Genomic DNA, 16,660 nt, shown 5'->3' on the forward strand with positions numbered 1-16,660 from the left:
GCCGCTGTCCCACTGGCCACCCGTGTCCGTCGTGATGCCCGTGCTGAACGAGGAACGCCATCTCGAGGAGGCGGTCGGCCGCGTCCTCGAGCAGGACTACCCCGGCAACCTGGAGGTCGTCCTCGCGATCGGTCCGAGCAAGGACCGGACCCAGGAGATCGCGGACAAGCTGGCCGAGAAGGACCACCGGATCAGCATCGTGCCGAACCCGACCGGCAAGACGCCGGCCGCGCTGAACGTCGGCATCGCGCACGCCAAGCACGACATCCTGGTCCGGGTCGACGGGCACGGCGCGCTCACCGACGGGTACATCACCCGCGCGGTCGAGGTGCTGGAGGAGAGCGGCGCGGACAACGTGGGCGGCGTGATGGCCGCCGAGGGCCGGACCCCGACCGAGATGGCGGTCGCCTGCGCGTACCGCTCCCGGCTGGGGCTGGGCGCGTCGACGTTCCACCAGGGCGGCAAGGCCGGCCCGGCCGACACCGTCTACCTCGGGGTGTTCAAGCGGGCCGCGCTGGAGCGGGTCGGCGGGTTCGACGAGACCATGCACCGGGCCCAGGACTGGGAGCTGAACTACCGGATCCGCAAGACCGGCGGCCTGATCTGGTTCAGCCCGGACCTGTCCGTCACGTACCGGCCGCGGTCCTCGCTGTCCGCGGTGGCGAAGCAGTTCTTCCACACAGGCCAGTGGCGCCGCGAGGTGGTCCGCCGGCACCCGGAGACCGCCAGCAAGCGGTACCTGGCACCACCGGTCGCGGTCATCGCGCTGGCCGTCGGCACCATCCTCGGCATCATCGGCCTGGCCACCGGCATCAGCTGGCTGGACCTCGGCTTCCTGGCACCGCTCGGGTACGCCGTACTGCTGCTGGTCGGATCCGCCGTCGAAGGCCGCTACCTGCCGTGGAAGGCCCTCGCCTGGCTCCCGCTGGTCTGCGCCACCATGCACGTCTCCTGGGGCCTCGGCTTCCTCATCGGCCTCCGAGAGAACCCGAAGGCCGTCTAACCGCGGGTGGACTTGACGTAGGCGGCCACGACTTCGTCGACGGGGCCGTCGAGCTTCAGTACGCCGGCGTCCAGCCAGAGGGCGCGGTTGCAGGTCTCCTGCACCACGTCCAGGCTGTGGCTGACCAGGAACACCGTGCCGGCCTGGTCGCGGAGCTCCTTGATCTTCCGTTCCGACCGGACCCGGAACTCGGCGTCACCGGTCGCCAGCGCCTCGTCGACCAGCAGGATGTCGTGCGTCTTCGCGGACGCGATCGCGAACTTCAACCGGGCCGCCATCCCGGAGGAGTACGTCGACATCGGCAGGTCGATGAAGTCGCCGATGCCGGAGAAGTCGACGATCTCGTCGTACCGGCGCTGGATCTCGGCCGCGGACATGCCCATCGCCAGGCAGCCGAGGACGACGTTGCGGTCGCCCGTGAGGTCGTTCATCATCGCCGCGTTGACGCCGAGCAGCGACGGCCGGCCGCCGGTGTAGACGGCCCCGGAAGCGGGCGGCAGCAGGCCAGCGATCGCGCGCAGCATCGTCGACTTCCCGGAGCCGTTGCGCCCGATCACGCCGATCGCGTCGCCCTTGTAGGCCGTGAAGCTGACGTTCTTGACCGCGTGCACCTCGCGGATCGTCGGCCGGTCCTGGCGCTTCACGATCCGGCGCAGCGCGGTCGCCGCCGTACCCTTGCCGCCCTGGCCGGCGATCACCTTGTAGATGATGTCCAACCGGTCGGCGATGACCGTCGGTTCAGCCCCAGAATCAGCCACGGCCATAGCGGTCCTCCGCCTGCCAGAAGTACCAGAATCCGGCGGCCAGCATCACGAACGACCAGACGATCGCGATCGACCAGGCGTGCGGCAGCTGGTTCGGTTCGTGCTCCTCGAGCAGCGACCGCCGGATGATGTCGATGTACGCCGAGATCGGGTTGAACGCGAGCACCTGGATCACCCAGCCCGGCGCGTCGACCTGGTTCAGCTTGGCCGGCAGCGAGAAGAAGATCCCGGACGCGTACAACCAGGTGCGGGTGACGAACGGCAGCAGCTGCGTGATGTCCGAGACGAACGTCCCGATCCGCGCGAAGACCAGCGTGATCCCGATGTTGAACATGACCTGCAGCAGCATCGCCGGTACCACGAGCAGCCAACTCCACGCGGGTCCGTCGGTGAATCCGACGACCACGAACAGGATGCCGAGCGACACCAGCATCTGGTTCAGCTCGTTCAGCACGTAGGCGAGCGGGAGGGTCGCGCGCGGGAAGTGCAGGGTGCGGATCAGCGACAGGTTCAGCGCGAGTGATCGCGAGCCTTCGGTCATGCAGCGCTGCGTGAACGTGAACACGAAGATCCCGCTGAGCAGGAACGCGACGTAGTTGTCGATCCCGTTCTTCGTGCCAAGCAGGACACCGAAGGCCAGGTAGTAGACCGCCGCGTTCAGCAGCGGTGTCAGCACCTGCCAGATCGACCCGAGGCGGGCCCCGGCGTACATCGCGTACGTGCGGGCGGCGGCGTAGCTGACGACGAACTGGCGACGGCTCCACAACTCGCGCAGATACGAGCCAAGCGGTGGGCGGACGGAACTCTTGGAGAGCCCGTACCGTCGCGCCAACGCCGCGGGATCGGTCTCTGCGGTTGGCATTGCGCCAATGTACTGCGCTGCGTGACCTGCCGGTGACGCAGGTCAGGCCACTAAGCGGGCTCTCAGCTTGTTCAGGTCCTCCTCGGTCAGACCACCGTGCCGCAGGTATGCCTCGGGTCCGCCGTAGTTCTCGTCCAGATGCCGCAGGATCGCGATGATCGACTCGGCCCGGGTGTCCCGGAACTCGAGCATCTCCGGGTGCTTCGCGACGTCTGGTTCCTCGGCGAGCTGCTCCTCCAGCCACCGCGCGAGCCGCGACTGCGTGAGGTAGTAGTCGGCAACGATCTCGTCCTCGGGTACGCCGGCCACGCTCAGCGCCAGCGCGACGATCATGCCGGTGCGATCCTTGCCGCCGTGGCAGTGCACGACGACGGCGCCGTCCGGCTCGTCCGCGATCGCCTTCACCGCGGCCGCGAACAGCTCCGGCCTCTTGTCCAGCATCCACGTGCACGCAGCGATGATCGTCGGCTGCCCATGGTCGGGGTCCGCCGGATCCACCAGCGACTGCCGAACCGCCAACGGCGTACCCGTGAACGGCGTCGGCGCGATCGCGACCTCGCCGTCACCGCGCAGGTCCAGGATCCGGCTCACCCCGGACCGACGTACCGCCTCGACGCCGTCCGCGTTCAGGTACTGCAGGCTGTCCGCCCGGATCAGCACGCCCTCGCGCACGGCGCGGCCGTCAGCGGTCGGCAGGCCGCCCACGTCGCGAACGTTGCGGCATCCGGGCCAGTCGAGATCCATCGTTCACCTGTCCTGTGGGCGGTTCTGCGGGCGGTCCGGGTTCGGGCCCGGGTTGTACGGCGGGGGCGCCGGGAAGGTGTGGTTCTGCTGCGGGGGCACCGGCGGGTACGGGTAGTTGCCGGGGGCACCTGGCTGGCCGGGGAAGGTGTTTGGAGGCCGGTTGCGCCGGCGCTTCTTGACTGCCCCGACGGTCAGGAACGTGATGCCGAGGCCGAGGAAGATCAGGAACGAGAACACAGTGCCGAGGATCGACAGGACGAACGCGAAGACGGACGACTTCGGTCCGGCCGAGTAGGTCGCGCTGGTCTCGTCGTCGGTGCACGAGATGCTGTAGTCCCCGGCCGGCACGGTCTGCGTCGACCGCGCGACGACGTACCAGCTCTCGCCGTTGATCGTGATCGTCTCCGACCCGCTCGGCGGCTTGATCGGTACGTCGTTGCCGTTCGGGTCCTGCACCTCGCACGGCGGGTTCAGCACCGGGATCGACGCGTAGATCGTCAGCCCTTCCTTCTTCAGGTGGACGACCCCGCCCTCGATCGGCTGCGGCGTCCGCGGCGCGGTCACGACGATCCGCCACACGAAGAACCCGACCACGATCGCGCCGACGACGAAACAGGCGATGCCGATCTTCGGCAGGATCGACTTCTTGGGCGCCGCGGGCGGAGGGGGATACATCGTCATACCCGCACGGTATCCGCTAGCAGGACCGGGACTAAGGAACGCCGAGGAGTCTCAAGCCTGCTGCGGTTGCGGCGGCGGCAACGACCACCAGTACGAACGGGGCCTTGCGCCAGGCGAGGATGCCGCCGAAGAGGACGCCTGCCGGACGTGCGATACCCGCCGGGCCGTGGCCCTCGGTCAGTGCGGACGTGGCGACCAGCGCGGTCAGCAGGACGATCGCGGCCGCGGCGAGAAACTGCTGCGCGCGCTCCGGCATCTCGAACCGGCTCCGCAACGCCGGTCCCGCGATCCGCATCGAAAAGGTGCCGACAGCAAGCACCCCGATCGCGACCAGCACCAGTGGAGTGTTATTCATTCTGCGCGTCCTCCAATGCGGGCTTCCCGGCGCGGTAGAACAGCATGCCGGCGAGTGCGAGCAGCACCGGCAGACCGGCCGGCAGGAACGGCGTTGCGATCAAGGCAATCACCACGCCGGCGAGCGCCGCCGTACGTGTCGATCGATCCCGGAGAGCGGGCAGGACCAGCGCCAGCAGCACCGCGGGGAACGCCGCGTCCAGTCCGAAGACGTCGGTGTCGGTGATCACCGAGCCGGCCAGTCCACCGATCACGACCCCGATGTTCCAGCAGACGAAGATGCCGATCCCGCCGGCCCAGTACGCCGCCCGCCGCTGCTTCAGCTCGTCCTGTCCCATCGCGAACGCGACGTTCTCGTCGGTCATCAGGTGACTGCCCGGCCAGCGCCGCCAGCCGCTGCCGATCACGTCGCTGACCGCCAGCCCGAACGCGATGTGCCGGGTGTTCACCAGCAGCCCCGCGGCCATCGCCGCGATCGGGCTCCCGCCGGCCGCGACGATCCCGACGAACAGGAACTGCGACGCACCGGCGAAGACCACGATCGACAACAGGATCGGCACCCACAACGGCAGCCCGCCACCGACGCTGATCGCGCCGTACGACAGCCCGACGACGCTGTCGGCCAGGCAGACCAGGCCGATGTCGCGGGCGAGTCCCCGATCGAGTGTTCGCCAGATCGAACGCATGGGCATTATGATGAACACCGCACCGCTCGTTCGTCAAGCCGAACGATCAGACCGATGGAGCGAACAACAATGGACACCAAGGCACCACTCGACGTGATCGCGACCTCCCTGCGCCGGCACCGGGCCCGCGCCGGACTGTCCTTGACCGAAGTCGCGAAACGCGCCGGCGTCGCCAAGTCCACGCTGTCCCAGCTCGAGTCAGGCACCGGCAACCCGAGCGTCGAAACCCTGTGGGCGCTGGCCGTAGCACTCGACACCCCGTTCGCCGCGCTGCTCGACCCGCCCCGCCCGAAGGTCCAGGTCATCCGCGCCGGCGAGGGCCCGGCGATCTACTCCGACCAGGCCGACTACAGCGCCACGCTGGTCGCCTCGAGCCCGCCGAACGCGCGCCGCGACATCTACCGCATCGTCGTCGCCCCCGGCCCCGGCCGGAAGTCCGAGCCGCACATGCCCGGCGTCGTCGAACACGTCATCCTCGGCTCCGGCCGAGCCCTGGTCGGCCCGCTCGACGACCCGGTCGAACTCAACCCCGGCGACTACATCGCCTATCCGGGCGACCTCCCCCACATCTTCCAGGCCCTCGAGGAAGGCACGACGGCCACGCTCGTTTCCGAGCACGTCTAGCGCCGCTTCAACTGCCACCCGAGGGCAAGCAGCGCGGTCGTCCCGGCCACGGCCGACGCCACGGCGATCGCGGTCGGCAGCGAGTAGGCGTCACTCAGCAAGCCCGTCGAGATGGCGGTCGCGGCCACGCCGAGGTACACGCACGTCAGGAAGGCCGCGGTCAGCTCACCACGCCGCCCACTCGGAGCGAGGTGATTGACCTCGGCCTGCGCACCGAAGTACGTCAGCCCCAGTCCGGCGCCTGCGAACACCGCGGCGACGACAACCAGCGCGAGCGACTTCGCCGGGAATGCGGCGACAAGCGCGGACAGGCCGACGACGAGCGACAGCAGACCGGCAGGCTGAGCTCGGCGCGGTGACAGTTGCACCCGGACGGAGACCGCCTGCACGGCGCAGGCCGCGGCCAGCATCATCGCCGAGACTGTTCCCAGCAACGCCAGGTTGTGGGTGTGCAGCAGTTGCGCGGTGTACGACGGAACGACGGACAGGAAGAGTCCACCGGTCGCCCAGACGGTCGCAGCGCTCAGGCTCGCCCGGGCGAAGTCGGCCCGGATCTCGGACGGGACCGACGGACGCTGCGGGCGCCAGCGGCCACCGACCGGCTCGCTCGGCAGCCGCGAAACAGCGATCGCGGTCACCACGGTGAGCACGAGTCCCACGCCGTACGGCAGTTGGCGTGGCGCCGGCGCCCATCCCGCAAGGACACCGGCCACCAGCGGTCCGGCCGCGCTACCGCCACTTTGTGCGAGCACGGTGGCCAGCGCCGCCTTGCCACGATCGTCGTCCGGTTCGAGCTCCACGAGGGCCGCGGCCGCGGTTCCTGCGGTGGCACCCAGAGCGATACCTGCGGCGATCCGGCCGGCAAAGAGCCACACGGTGTTCTGGGCCGCCGCGAGCACGATCAGTCCGACGGCGCCGAGACCCAGCCCGCCGAGCAGCACCCGTTTCCGCCCGATCTGGTCCGACAACTGGCCGAAGACGATCAGCGACGGGACCAGGACCGCCATGTACACGGCGAAGATCAGCGTCAGCTCGGTCCCGGAGAAGCCGAATCGCTCCCGATACACGCCGTACAGCGGCGTCGGCAGGTTCCCGTCCAGCAGCAGCACGAACAACGCTGCGGCCACTACCAGGAACGGCCCACGACGGCTCGTTCGGATCCGTTCGGCTGTTCCGGTCATCCCGTTCGCGGTACCCGCCCGCTACCACCGCAAACGACGATCGTTTCCGAGCATCTGTAACGTTAACTGATCAGCTCTGGACATCCGCGCGCAGTTCTGCGCATCATCGCTTCTGAGAGCTCTCTGACGAAGTCCCGCCCACTTCGCTTGGAGGTAGCAGTCCCGATGAGACTCAAGTCCTTACTGCTGTGCGCCCTACTCGGCCTCGCCGCCGCCCTCGTTCCCGGTAGTGCGTCCGCCGTCGGCGTCACCCCCGGCACTTACGTCAACTACACGTTCGACACCGCCTCGCTCACCCAGGCTGAGTTCAAGATGACGATCAACGCCTCCCCCGGCCGCGCGAACGTCTACTGGGCCAACCAGTTCGGGTTCACCGGCGGCGACGTCGGCGGGTACACCGGCATGCAGACGCACCGCGACGGCGGCGGCATGTTCTTGTACTCACTCTGGAACTCCACCGCCTGGAAGGCCGGAGACGCAGGCACCTACTGCATCCAGTTCCAGGAGGACGGCACCGGCGGCAGTTGCCGCCTCGACCAGGCCCCGGCGGCCGGCCACACCTACACGTTCGCCGTCGCGAGCGAGGGCAGCGGCTGGTACGGCGTCACGGTCCGCGACCTCACCGCCGGTACGTCGTTCAAGCTCGGCAGCCTCCAAACCGGCTCCGGGAACACGATCAGTACGTCGGAAATGGTCAGCTGGACCGAGTACTTCGACTGGAACAACGACAAGGCCACCTGCGACGACGAGCCCTACTCGAAGCTGACGATGAGCGCACCGACCAGCGGCAGCCTCACAGCGCACTTCACTGGCACCTCGGAGAGCAGCGGCTGCGCCGCGGACAGCCAGGTCACGCTGAACGGATCGACCGCCGTCCAGGAGAACGGCATCGGCAACTCGGACTCAGGTGACATCCGCGGCAGCGGCGGCTGCCTGGACGTCTCCGGCTCGGACGGTACGACGATCCTGCTGTACACCTGCACCGGCGGCAACAACCAGAACTGGGTGCACGCGGAGAACTCCACGTTCCACGCCCTGTTCAGCTGCCTCGACGCGAGCGCCACGCAAGCCGGCACGGTGATCCTCTACAGCTGCCACGGCGGCACGAACCAGCAATGGACGCTGCCCGGCGACGGCACGATCCGGTCCAGCGGCCGCTGCCTCACCGCACCAGGTGCCCTGGGCAACGCCCTGACTGTTGCTACCTGCAACAACTCGGCGGCGCAACGCTGGACGGTCTGAGAACAGCACGACGCCCGGGACCGCAGTGGTCCCGGGCGTCGCGACGTACGGTCAGATGCCTTTCTAGAGCTTGCGGCCGACCGCGCCGACGATGCACTCCTCGACCTGGTTCAGCGGCTTGAGCCGCGGACCGTCCGGCCACCAGTCGTCGCAGAGCACCAGGCCCGGGGCGACCAGCTCCTGGTCCGGGAAGAACTCCATCAGCTCCTTCCGGGTGCGGAACCTACCGCTGCCCATCGGGCTGTGGATGAACTTCTCCTCCATCTTCCGGGCGACCTCGGAGTGTTCCGGAGTCTCCGGGTCGAAGAAGTGCGAAACCACCGTGTACGACCCGGGCACCACCGCGTCGACGTACTTCTGCATGATCTGCGCACCTTCGGTGCCGATGTAGTGGTGCAGCGTGCCGTTCTGGATCACGGCCATCGGCTCGCTGAAGTCGAGGAACTCGCGCACCTCGGGGAGGCTCAGCACCTCGTCCGGGTCGAAGATGTCGGCGCTGACGAACAGCGTGTTCTCGTTCTCCTCCAGCAGCGCGCGGCCGTGCGCGAGCACCACCGGGTCGTTGTCGATGTAGAGCACCTTGGCCTCGGGCTGGATCCGCTGCACGACCTGGTGGGTGTTCTCGGCGGTCGGCAGACCGGACCCGCAGTCGAGGTACTGCGTGATACCCGCCTGGCCGGCCAGGAAGCGGCAGGCGCGGATCAGGAAGTTCCGGTTCGACCAGGCCAGGTCCTGGGCCTGCGGCGCGGCGGCCTGGACCCCGCGCAGTACCTCGCGGTCGACCTCGAAGTTGTCCTTGCCGCCCAAGAAGGCGTCGTACACCCGGGCGATACTGGCCCGGGAGGTGTCCACGCCGACCGGGATCGAACTGGGCGCCTTGCTGGCATCGACCATCAGTGGACCTCGCAGAGAGTGATCGGAATCTGTGCAACCGACTCTACTGACCGTAGGGTGTCGTGAACACATCGCGTAGGCGCGTCGGCGTGCACGAGATTACGATCCGTTGTGAAATGATCAGCTGTTGGTACCGGGGACGCATCTGCTGGGAGGCAAGAGGTGACCGAGCCGGGCGCGTACGGCGGCCCGACCGCCCTGCGCATCATGCTGGGGGTACACCTGCGCCGACTCCGTGAGGGCGCGGGCGTCACCCGCACCGATGCGGGCTGGGCGATCCGCGGCTCGGAGTCCAAGATCAGCCGTCTCGAGCTCGGCCGGGTCGGGTTCAAGGTGCGTGACGTCGACGACCTGCTGACGCTGTACAAACTCGAGGACGGCGAGGAACGCGACCGGCTGCTGACCCTGGCCCGCGACGCGAACAACCCGGGCTGGTGGCAACGGTACGACGACCTGACGCCGCAGTGGTTTCACTCCTACCTCGGTCTGGAGATGGCGGCCGATCTGATTCGTACGTTCGAGCTGCAGTTCGTTCCGGGATTGCTGCAGACGCCGGACTACGCGCGGTCCGTCGTACAACTCGGCCGGCAGGACCAGCCGTTGTCGCGGGCCGAGCAGGATCGCCTTGTTTCGTTGCGAATGAGCCGCCAGGAAGTGTTGACGCGGCAACGACCCGCGCGCCTGTGGGCGGTGATCGACGAGGCGGTACTGCGCCGTCCGATCGGCAGCCGCGACATCCTCAGGGCCCAGCTGGAGTTCCTGATCGAGTCGGCGCGCCGGCACAACGTGACGCTGCAGATCATCCCGTTCGACAAGGGCGGATACACCGCGACCGGCGGCGCGTTCACGCTGCTCCGGTTCAACGACGCCGACCTTCCGGACATCGTCTACATCGAGCATCTGACCAGCGCGGTCTATCTCGACAAGCGCGAGGAGCTGGACACGTACGTCGTCACCATGGACGCCGTGTCGATCACCGCGTCCCAGCCCCGCGAGACCGAGTCGATTCTCCGCAAGGCGATCGAGGACCTCGACCGCTAACGCGGTTGCGCGCCCGGCCCGGGGCGGAGGACAACTTCGCGTGGGGTCGGCTCGTGGCCGGCCTCGCACTGCATGACGACCGTGACGCGCTCGCCGCAGTCGCCACGGTGGCGCGGCTCGATCGGCGGGCCGGAGTCGAGTGGCAGGTACTGGTCGGCCCACTGGATCATTGCCACCAGCACCGGGTAGAGGTCGAGCCCCGCCTGGGTCAACCGGTACTCCGAGCGTTCGCGCTGGCCGGGCAGGCGATACGGGTGCCGGCGGATCAGACCGCGCTCGATCAAGGCGGCGAGCCGCTCGGTGAGGACCTGCCGCGGGACGCCGGCCCGCGCCCGGATGTCCTCGAACCGGCGGACGCCGACGAAGACCTCGCGCAGGACGTGAAAAGTCCACTTGTCGCCGAGGATGTCCATCGTCCGGGAGATCGTGCAGTTCTCCGTGGACCAGTTCATCGCCTCCGGCCGCTGTTCGCTCACTGCCGTACTCATGTGAACCATGATAAGTCCGCTTGACAGACTCAGCCAAGTGGAGCCAGGCTGAATCCGTGAACCAGACTCAGACGAGACCGCCACTCGTCCGCCGCGCCGGCGAACCCGACGCGGACGAGCTGGCGAGGATGTTGTCCGGGCTGACGGACCTCAGCCGCTACTTCCGGTTCCAGACCGCGATCGGTACGCCGCCACGCGAGGCGTTGCTGCTGCGGATGCTGTGCCCGACCGGCGCCGCCTTCGTCGCAACCCGCGACGAGACGATCGTCGGCCACGCGATGTGGGCCTGGGCCCCCGGCGAGTCGACCGCCGAACTCGCGGCCGTGATCGCCGAGGACGACCAGCGCCGCGGCCTCGGGATCCGGATGCTGTCCATCGCCGCCGCCGACGCGATCGCGGCCGGCGCGACGCACTTCCTGTTCGTGGTCAGCGCCGCCAACGACCGCTCGCTCCGAATGGTCCGCCGCCGCTGGCCGGACGCAACAGTGGAACGCGACGGCGCCCTACTGGCCTTCGTCGCCCCAGCCCGCCTAGCGGACCAGGCGGTAGAACGTTCGGATGTCGTCTACGAGGAGGTCGGGAGCTTCGAGGGCGGCGAAGTGGCCTCCTCGGGTGAACTCCGACCAGTGGACGATCTGATGTCGGCGTTCTAGTACGCGCCGGATCGCTGGATCGGTTGGGAAGACTGCGACGCCTGTCGGCACACCCGGCATGAGCTCGTCGGCGGTCTGCCGATTCTCGTAGTACAGGTTGGCGGACGTCGCGCTGGTGTTGGTGAACCAGTAGATCGAGACGTCCGTCAGCAGGTGGTCGAGATCGATCGCGTCCTCGGGCAGTTCGCGGTCCGGGTCGGTCCACTCCCAGAACTTCTCCAGAATCCACGCCAGCTGCCCGACCGGCGAGTCACTCAGCCCGAACGACACCGTCTGCGGCCGAGTCCCCTGCAACTCGGCGTACCCGGTCCCGACCGCACGCAACCGATCGGCCGCCGCGAGCCGCTCACGCTCGACGTCGTTCAATTGCTCGCGATCTCCCGGTTCGAGCGCCGGATACGCCAGTCCCCCATTGATGTGTACGCCGACCACGTGCGCCGGATCCACCTGCCCCACAAGGGGCGAGACGACCGATCCCGTGTCACCGCCTTGTGCGCCGTACCGCTCGTACCCCAGGCGACGCATCAGCTCCGCCCACGCGCCAGCGATCCGTGCGTGATTCCAGCCGGATGTCAACGGCACCGAGAACCCGTGCCCCGGCACGGACGGCGCGACAACGTGGAACGCATCGCGCGGATCCCCGCCGTACGCCGCCGGATCGGTCAACGGCCCGAGCACCTCCAGGAACTCGGCCACGGACCCCGGCCACCCGTGCGTGAGCACCAACGGCAACGCATCCGGCTCGGCCGATCGCACGTGCAGGAAGTGAATCGTCTGCCCGTCGATGTCGGTCGTGTACTGCGGATACTCGTTGAGCCGCGCCTCCCAGGCTCGCCAGTCGTACGTCGCCCACCGCTCGACCACCCGCCGCAAATAACCGACCGGCACCCCGCGCTCCCACCCGTCCCCAGGTAGTTGCCGAGCCCAACGAACCCGCTCCAACCGATCCCGCAGATCAGCAAGCTCCGCGTCCGGCACCGCGATCCGGAACTCAGAGATCATGCGCCCGCTCGTGCAGCGGCTCGTACAACCCGACCTCGCCTCCGCCCGGCAACCGGAACGCCGTCAGCACACCCCACTGCTGCCGCTCGACCGGTCGCACGAACTCCACGCCGCGCGCCGACAGGTCTGCCATCGTCTGCTCGAGGTTGTCGCACATCAGCAACAGCTCGTGCGCGCCGGCCGCCGCCGGATGCATCGCGACCTCGGCGGGCGGGAGCTTGAAGATCAGCCATCCGTGGCCCGCGTCAACGGACGGGTACTCCAGCACGTCCCGGAAGAAGGCGCGGTCCGCTTCTGCGTCGGTGGTGTAGATGATCACATGCGCTCCGTTGATCATCTTCAGCACTGTAGCCGGGAATACCGACAATGCCGGGGCAGGTTGCCGAGAGAGTGATCCTCTTGACTGGCGCGACAGGCAACGTCGGGCGTGAACTTGCGGCATTGCTGCCGGACGCCCGCACTCTTGACCGCTCCTCGGGCGCCGATCTCGCCCGGCCCGAGACGCTCGATCTGGAGGGCGTCGACTCCGTCTTCCTGGTGTGGCCGTTTCTCACGTCCGACGGTGCGAGTGCGGTGCTCGGCAAGATCGCGGAGTCTGCGCGGCGGGTCGTCTATCTCTCGTCGTCGGCAGTCCGGTTCGGGGCTGACACGGATCCGATCACGCGATTGCATGCCGATCTGGAGACGGCCGTGCAGGCGTCCGGGCTGGAGTGGACGATCTTGCGCGCGGACACATTCGCGTCCAACGCACTCGGCTGGGCGGCGCAACTCCGTGCCGGCGACGTCGTACGCGGGCCGGACAGCGCCGCCACCGCGGCGATCGACCCCGCGGACATCGCCGCGGTCGCTGCCGCCGTACTGCGTGATTCGCAGCCCGGCACCACCCACACGCTGACCGGTCCCGACGTACTCAGCCGGGCCGATCAGGTGCGAATCCTCGGCGAAGCGCTCGGCCGCGAGCTGACGTTCGACGCGACACCGTTCGACGACGCGCGAGCACAACTGCTCGCGGACGGCCGCCCGCCGGCGCTCGTCGAGGCGCTCATCGGCAGTGCCCAGAACCGCCCCGCCTCCGACCTTGTCACCACAACCGTCCAAGACCTCACCGGCCAACCCGCACGCACCTTCCGCACCTGGACCGACCGAAACCGCGCGGCCTTCGGCTGATCAGTCCTCGACGAGGATCGCTAGCGCGGGGCAGACGGCTGCTGCCTGGTGGACGTCGGCGGCGAGGTCGTCTGGCGGGTTGTCGGTGAGGAGGACGACGATGCCGTCCTCGTCACGTTGGTCGAAGACGTCGGCGGCCGCGGTGACGCACTGGCCGGACGCGACGCACTTGTCCTGGTCGACGATGATCTTCATGGATCGGCCTTTCACCAAGTGACGGGGAGCGAGTAGACGCCGTACACGGCGCCGTCGTGCTTGAACGGGATCTCGTCGAGCGGAGCGGCCCGGCGCAGCGTCGGTATCCGGCGGTAGAGCGTGCTGTAGACGACCTGCAGCTCCAACCGCGCCAACGGTTGCCCGAGGCATTGATGTACGCCGAACCCGAACGCCACGTGCCGCCGCGCGTCCCGGTGCAGATCCAGCGTGTCCGGGTCCTCGAACACCGACGGGTCCCGGTTGCCGATGTCGTTCGGGAAGATGATCCCGTCACCGGCCTTGATCACCTGCCCGTGCAGCTCGAGGTTCTCGAGCACCGCGCGCCGCCGGCCGCTGTGGGTGATGTTCAGGTACCGCAGCAGCTCCTCGACGGCGCCGGCGACCACCTTCGGGTCGTCCGTTTCCTGCAGTACGGCGAGCTGCTCCGGGTGCTCCAGCAACGCGAGGGTGCCGAGGGCAATCATGTTCGCGGTGGTCTCATGCCCCGCAAGGAGCAGCAGAACGCCCATCCCGGCCGCGTCCTGCCGGGTCAGCTCGCCGGTCTTGACTCGCTCGGTCAACCCGGACAGCAAGTCGTCGCCGGGATTCTCGAGCTTCTCGCCCACCAGGTTGTCCAGGTACGACGCGAGGTTGCCGTGCGCCGCCGCACGTTCCTCGGGCGTCGCCGACATCTTGATCAGCATCTTGCTGTTCTGCTGGAAGAAGTCGTGCTCGGCGTACGGCACCCCAAGCAACTGGCAGTTCACCAGCGACGGCACCGGCAGCGCGAACGCCTCGACCAGATCGACCGGGTTCGGTCCGGCCAGCAGGTCGTCGATCAACGAGTCCACGAGCTTCTGGATGCCGGGACGCATCGCCTCGATGCGCTTGATCATGAACGGCGCGGTCACCATCCGCCGCAGCCGCGCGTGCTCCGGGTCGTCCATCAGGATGAACCCGATGCCGACGCCGTCCTTGCGCGGCGGCTCGCCGGTCGGGCTCGGGTACCCGGGTTTGGTGACGTCGGAGCTCAGTCGCGGATCCGCGAGCAGCGTGCGCTGGTCGTCGTACCGCGTCACCAGCCAGGCTGCCTTGCCGAAGACGTCGACCTTGACCAGCGGCGCCTCCTCCTGCAGTTCGCGGAGCTTCGGCGGCGGATCGAACGGGCAACCTGTTGCCCGGGTCATCGGATAGACAGGAGTAGTCATACAAGTCCTTCCCCAGAGAGGTCTTACGCCTGCACCAGGTGCTCCCGGTGCTGGCGGGTCTGTTTCGGTGCGTTCCAGCCGAGGACGCCGACGATCCGGCCGTCCCGGCGGTAGTGGGCCACGAACCGGTCCGCAACGTTGCCTTCAGCAATCGTCACGTCGGCGTCGGCGGACGGCCGGCCGTGGACCTGGATCTTGGTGCTGAACTGGTCGGTCCAGAAGTACGGGATCGGGCGGTACGGCTGCGTCTCGCCCAGGATGTTGGCCGCGACGCACAGCGCCTGCTCGGTGGCGTTGGTCCGATTCTCCAACCGGAGCAGGGAATCCTCGTGCGGCCAGCGCGCCACGTCCCCCGCTGCGTAGACCCCGTCCGCCGCACGACAGTAGGCGTCACACACCACGCCGTTGTCGATCCGAAGGCCGCTTCCTTCCAGCCAATCGGTCGTCGGCACTGCACCTAGCGCCACGACTACGACGTCCGCAGGCAGTACGTCGCCATCAGCCAGTTGTACGCCGCTCACCCGGCCGTCGACGTCCGTCAGCCCGGTCACCGCCGTACCGAGACGAAGCTCAACACCTTCGGACCTGTGCAGCTCAGCGAGCAGTCCACCAACCATTGGACCGAGCTGGCCCTCCAGCGGTACTGCCTGTGGGCCGGCCATCGTGACAGGCAGGCCCAGCTTCCGGGCGGTCGCGGCGATCTCGCAGCCGAGTACGCCGTCGCCGACGACCACCACACGCTGAGCCTCGACGAGATCCTTACGCAGGGCGGCCGCGTCGTCGAGTGTCCGCAGTACATGCAGGCCCTCAAGCTCCGGGCCAGGCAGACGGCGCGGAGTGAGACCAGTAGCGATGACCACTGTGTCGGCCGACAGCACACGTCCCGACGCGGTCCGGACGGTGCGACCGTCGAGGGCGACCGCGGGATCGCCGAGCACGAAGTCGGCCTCCAGCGCCGACAACATCGCCTCCGGAGGCAGCCGCGTTCGCGCCTCATCCCAGTCGCCGCACAAGAACTGCTTGGACAACGGCGGCCGGTCGTACGGCGGATGCCACTCGGCCCCGAGCACCGTGATCGGTTCACGGAAACCCTTACGCCGAAGGGCCTCCACGGTCGTCAACCCGGCCGCTGAGGCACCCACCACAAGCACACTCACGAGGTGACCGGTGCGGTCAGCAGCCCCACGATGCCGTCGATCAGGCCGTCGGCCATCTCCTCCCACGTCGCCCGCGCGGTCGGTCTGCCCTCGGCGAGCGCGAGCTCGAACTCGGCCGTCATCTGGATGATCAGATGCCGAGCCATGTCGCCGCGCTCGATCCGCACCGGCGGCGGCAGCTCCGCGAGACGCTCGGCGAGACCATCGACGACCCGCTGCAGCGACGGCGAGGTCCGCGACTCCTGGAGCTGGATCTCACGCAGCGCCGGGTCGTTCATCAGCTGCGCACTGAACCGCGCGAGCCAACACGGCGTACCCAGGCTGCCCATGTGATCAGTCGCCGATCGGACCAGGACCGTGACCCAGTCGCGCACGTCCGGTTCGGCGCCGAGCTCCGCGAGCAGCTCCCGGCGCCGCGCCTCGACCGGCTCCGCGTGCTTGCGGACGATCGCGCGCACCAGATCGGTCTTGGTCCCGAAGTGGTACCCGACCGCGGTGTTGTTGCCCTGACCGGCCGCCTCGCTGATCTGCCGGTTCGACACCTCGTGCACACCGCGCTCGGCGAACATCCGCTCCGCCGTGGTCAGGATCAGCTCGCGAGTCGCATTGACCCGGACCGCTCGCACGTCTTTCGCCATCATCATCACCAGATCACCCTTACGAGCTGATCACTATCGGTCACAGGCCATCACCTCCGCGTGGTTTCTCCTCCAG

The 16,660-nt window shown here is 68.3% G+C and carries 20 protein-coding genes and 1 pseudogene; 6 read left to right on the plus strand and 15 right to left on the minus strand.

All coding sequences use genetic code 11. The features are described 5' to 3' along the window. The first annotated feature begins 4 nt into the window (after positions 1-4). Positions 5-1,003 carry a glycosyltransferase family 2 protein gene (locus EV649_RS09575; protein WP_198682468.1) on the plus strand — a complete coding sequence of 333 codons (999 nt, stop codon included), beginning with the start codon at positions 5-7 and terminating at the stop codon, positions 1,001-1,003. Here EV649_RS09575 and EV649_RS09580 read toward each other — a convergent pair. The 6 genes from EV649_RS09580 to EV649_RS09605 are packed head-to-tail and all read right to left on the minus strand — an operon-like array spanning position 1,000 to position 5,094. Beyond that, positions 1,000-1,761: an ABC transporter ATP-binding protein gene (locus tag EV649_RS09580; RefSeq protein ID WP_198682370.1), complete on the minus strand. Its 762-nt coding sequence runs from the start codon at positions 1,759-1,761 to the stop codon at positions 1,000-1,002. The two genes, EV649_RS09575 and EV649_RS09580, sit on opposite strands and share 4 nt — an antisense overlap. Continuing rightward, entirely contained in the window at positions 1,754-2,629 is an 876-nt protein-coding gene (locus EV649_RS09585) for an ABC transporter permease (RefSeq protein WP_130382550.1), read from the minus strand. Before EV649_RS09585 ends, EV649_RS09580 begins: the two co-directional genes overlap by 8 nt. A 42-nt stretch (positions 2,630-2,671) precedes the next feature. Further along, on the minus strand, positions 2,672-3,373 hold the full coding sequence (locus EV649_RS09590; RefSeq protein WP_130382552.1) for a tyrosine-protein phosphatase: 702 nt from the start codon (positions 3,371-3,373) through the stop codon (positions 2,672-2,674). A 3-nt stretch (positions 3,374-3,376) separates the two neighbouring features. Continuing rightward, positions 3,377-4,054: a hypothetical protein gene (locus EV649_RS09595; RefSeq protein WP_130382554.1), complete on the minus strand. Its 678-nt coding sequence runs from the start codon at positions 4,052-4,054 to the stop codon at positions 3,377-3,379. 31 nt (positions 4,055-4,085) lie between these two features. Further along, a complete protein-coding gene (locus EV649_RS09600) occupies positions 4,086-4,409 on the minus strand; it encodes an AzlD domain-containing protein (RefSeq protein WP_130382556.1) in 324 nt (107 codons plus the stop codon). Beyond that, a complete protein-coding gene (locus EV649_RS09605; RefSeq protein WP_130382558.1) occupies positions 4,402-5,094 on the minus strand; it encodes an AzlC family ABC transporter permease in 693 nt (230 codons plus the stop codon). The genes EV649_RS09600 and EV649_RS09605 overlap by 8 nt, the downstream gene beginning before the upstream one ends. Positions 5,095-5,148: 54 nt before the next feature. Here EV649_RS09605 and EV649_RS09610 point away from each other — a divergent pair, with 54 nt between their 5' ends. Further along, positions 5,149-5,718, plus strand: coding sequence for an XRE family transcriptional regulator (locus EV649_RS09610; RefSeq protein ID WP_241997925.1), 570 nt, complete (start codon positions 5,149-5,151; stop codon positions 5,716-5,718). Here EV649_RS09610 and EV649_RS09615 read toward each other — a convergent pair. After that, positions 5,715-6,899: an MFS transporter gene (locus tag EV649_RS09615; RefSeq protein WP_130382560.1), complete on the minus strand. Its 1,185-nt coding sequence runs from the start codon at positions 6,897-6,899 to the stop codon at positions 5,715-5,717. The two genes, EV649_RS09610 and EV649_RS09615, sit on opposite strands and share 4 nt — an antisense overlap. A gap of 165 nt (positions 6,900-7,064) precedes the next feature. Here EV649_RS09615 and EV649_RS09620 point away from each other — a divergent pair, with 165 nt between their 5' ends. Then, entirely contained in the window at positions 7,065-8,141 is a 1,077-nt protein-coding gene (locus EV649_RS09620) for a ricin-type beta-trefoil lectin domain protein (protein WP_130382562.1), read from the plus strand. Positions 8,142-8,204: 63 nt separating this feature from the next. Here EV649_RS09620 and EV649_RS09625 read toward each other — a convergent pair whose 3' ends face one another. Beyond that, positions 8,205-9,035, minus strand: a complete 831-nt coding sequence (locus EV649_RS09625) for an SAM-dependent methyltransferase (protein WP_130382564.1) — start codon at positions 9,033-9,035, stop codon at positions 8,205-8,207. A 162-nt stretch (positions 9,036-9,197) separates the two neighbouring features. Between EV649_RS09625 and EV649_RS09630 the strand changes: the two genes are divergently transcribed. Next, on the plus strand, positions 9,198-10,076 hold the full coding sequence (locus tag EV649_RS09630) for a helix-turn-helix transcriptional regulator (RefSeq protein ID WP_241997926.1): 879 nt from the start codon (positions 9,198-9,200) through the stop codon (positions 10,074-10,076). Here EV649_RS09630 and EV649_RS09635 read toward each other — a convergent pair. Beyond that, positions 10,073-10,564, minus strand: a complete 492-nt coding sequence (locus EV649_RS09635; RefSeq protein ID WP_130382566.1) for a helix-turn-helix domain-containing protein — start codon at positions 10,562-10,564, stop codon at positions 10,073-10,075. The genes EV649_RS09630 and EV649_RS09635 overlap by 4 nt on opposite strands. 215 nt (positions 10,565-10,779) lie before the next feature. On the opposite strand from EV649_RS09635, the pseudogene EV649_RS41990 reads away from it, so the two are divergent. After that, positions 10,780-11,016 (plus strand): annotated as a pseudogene (locus EV649_RS41990) (GNAT family N-acetyltransferase); the annotation flags it as partial. Positions 11,017-11,094: 78 nt separating this feature from the next. On the opposite strand, the gene EV649_RS09645 reads toward EV649_RS41990, so the two are convergent. Both EV649_RS09645 and EV649_RS09650 read right to left on the minus strand, forming a co-directional pair. Continuing rightward, entirely contained in the window at positions 11,095-12,219 is a 1,125-nt protein-coding gene (locus EV649_RS09645) for an epoxide hydrolase family protein (RefSeq protein ID WP_130382568.1), read from the minus strand. Beyond that, entirely contained in the window at positions 12,209-12,556 is a 348-nt protein-coding gene (locus EV649_RS09650) for a VOC family protein (RefSeq protein WP_130382570.1), read from the minus strand. Before EV649_RS09650 ends, EV649_RS09645 begins: the two co-directional genes overlap by 11 nt. Positions 12,557-12,609: 53 nt before the next feature. Between EV649_RS09650 and EV649_RS09655 the strand changes: the two genes are divergently transcribed. Next, positions 12,610-13,386: a nucleoside-diphosphate sugar epimerase gene (locus EV649_RS09655; protein ID WP_241997927.1), complete on the plus strand. Its 777-nt coding sequence runs from the start codon at positions 12,610-12,612 to the stop codon at positions 13,384-13,386. Here EV649_RS09655 and EV649_RS09660 read toward each other — a convergent pair whose 3' ends face one another. Genes EV649_RS09660 through EV649_RS09675 form a run of 4 tightly spaced genes read right to left on the minus strand, consistent with a single transcriptional unit; the run spans position 13,387 to position 16,584 of the window. Further along, entirely contained in the window at positions 13,387-13,581 is a 195-nt protein-coding gene (locus EV649_RS09660; protein ID WP_130382574.1) for a ferredoxin, read from the minus strand. A gap of 11 nt (positions 13,582-13,592) precedes the next feature. Then, positions 13,593-14,789, minus strand: coding sequence for a cytochrome P450 (locus tag EV649_RS09665; RefSeq protein ID WP_130382576.1), 1,197 nt, complete (start codon positions 14,787-14,789; stop codon positions 13,593-13,595). Positions 14,790-14,812: 23 nt separating this feature from the next. Then, positions 14,813-15,931, minus strand: a complete 1,119-nt coding sequence (locus EV649_RS09670) for an FAD-dependent oxidoreductase (RefSeq protein ID WP_198682371.1) — start codon at positions 15,929-15,931, stop codon at positions 14,813-14,815. A gap of 11 nt (positions 15,932-15,942) precedes the next feature. Then, a complete protein-coding gene (locus EV649_RS09675) occupies positions 15,943-16,584 on the minus strand; it encodes a TetR/AcrR family transcriptional regulator (RefSeq protein WP_241997928.1) in 642 nt (213 codons plus the stop codon). Between the last annotated feature and the right edge of the window lie 76 nt (positions 16,585-16,660).

The organism is Kribbella sp. VKM Ac-2569, from assembly GCF_004216905.1.
Lineage (GTDB): Bacteria > Actinomycetota > Actinomycetes > Propionibacteriales > Kribbellaceae > Kribbella.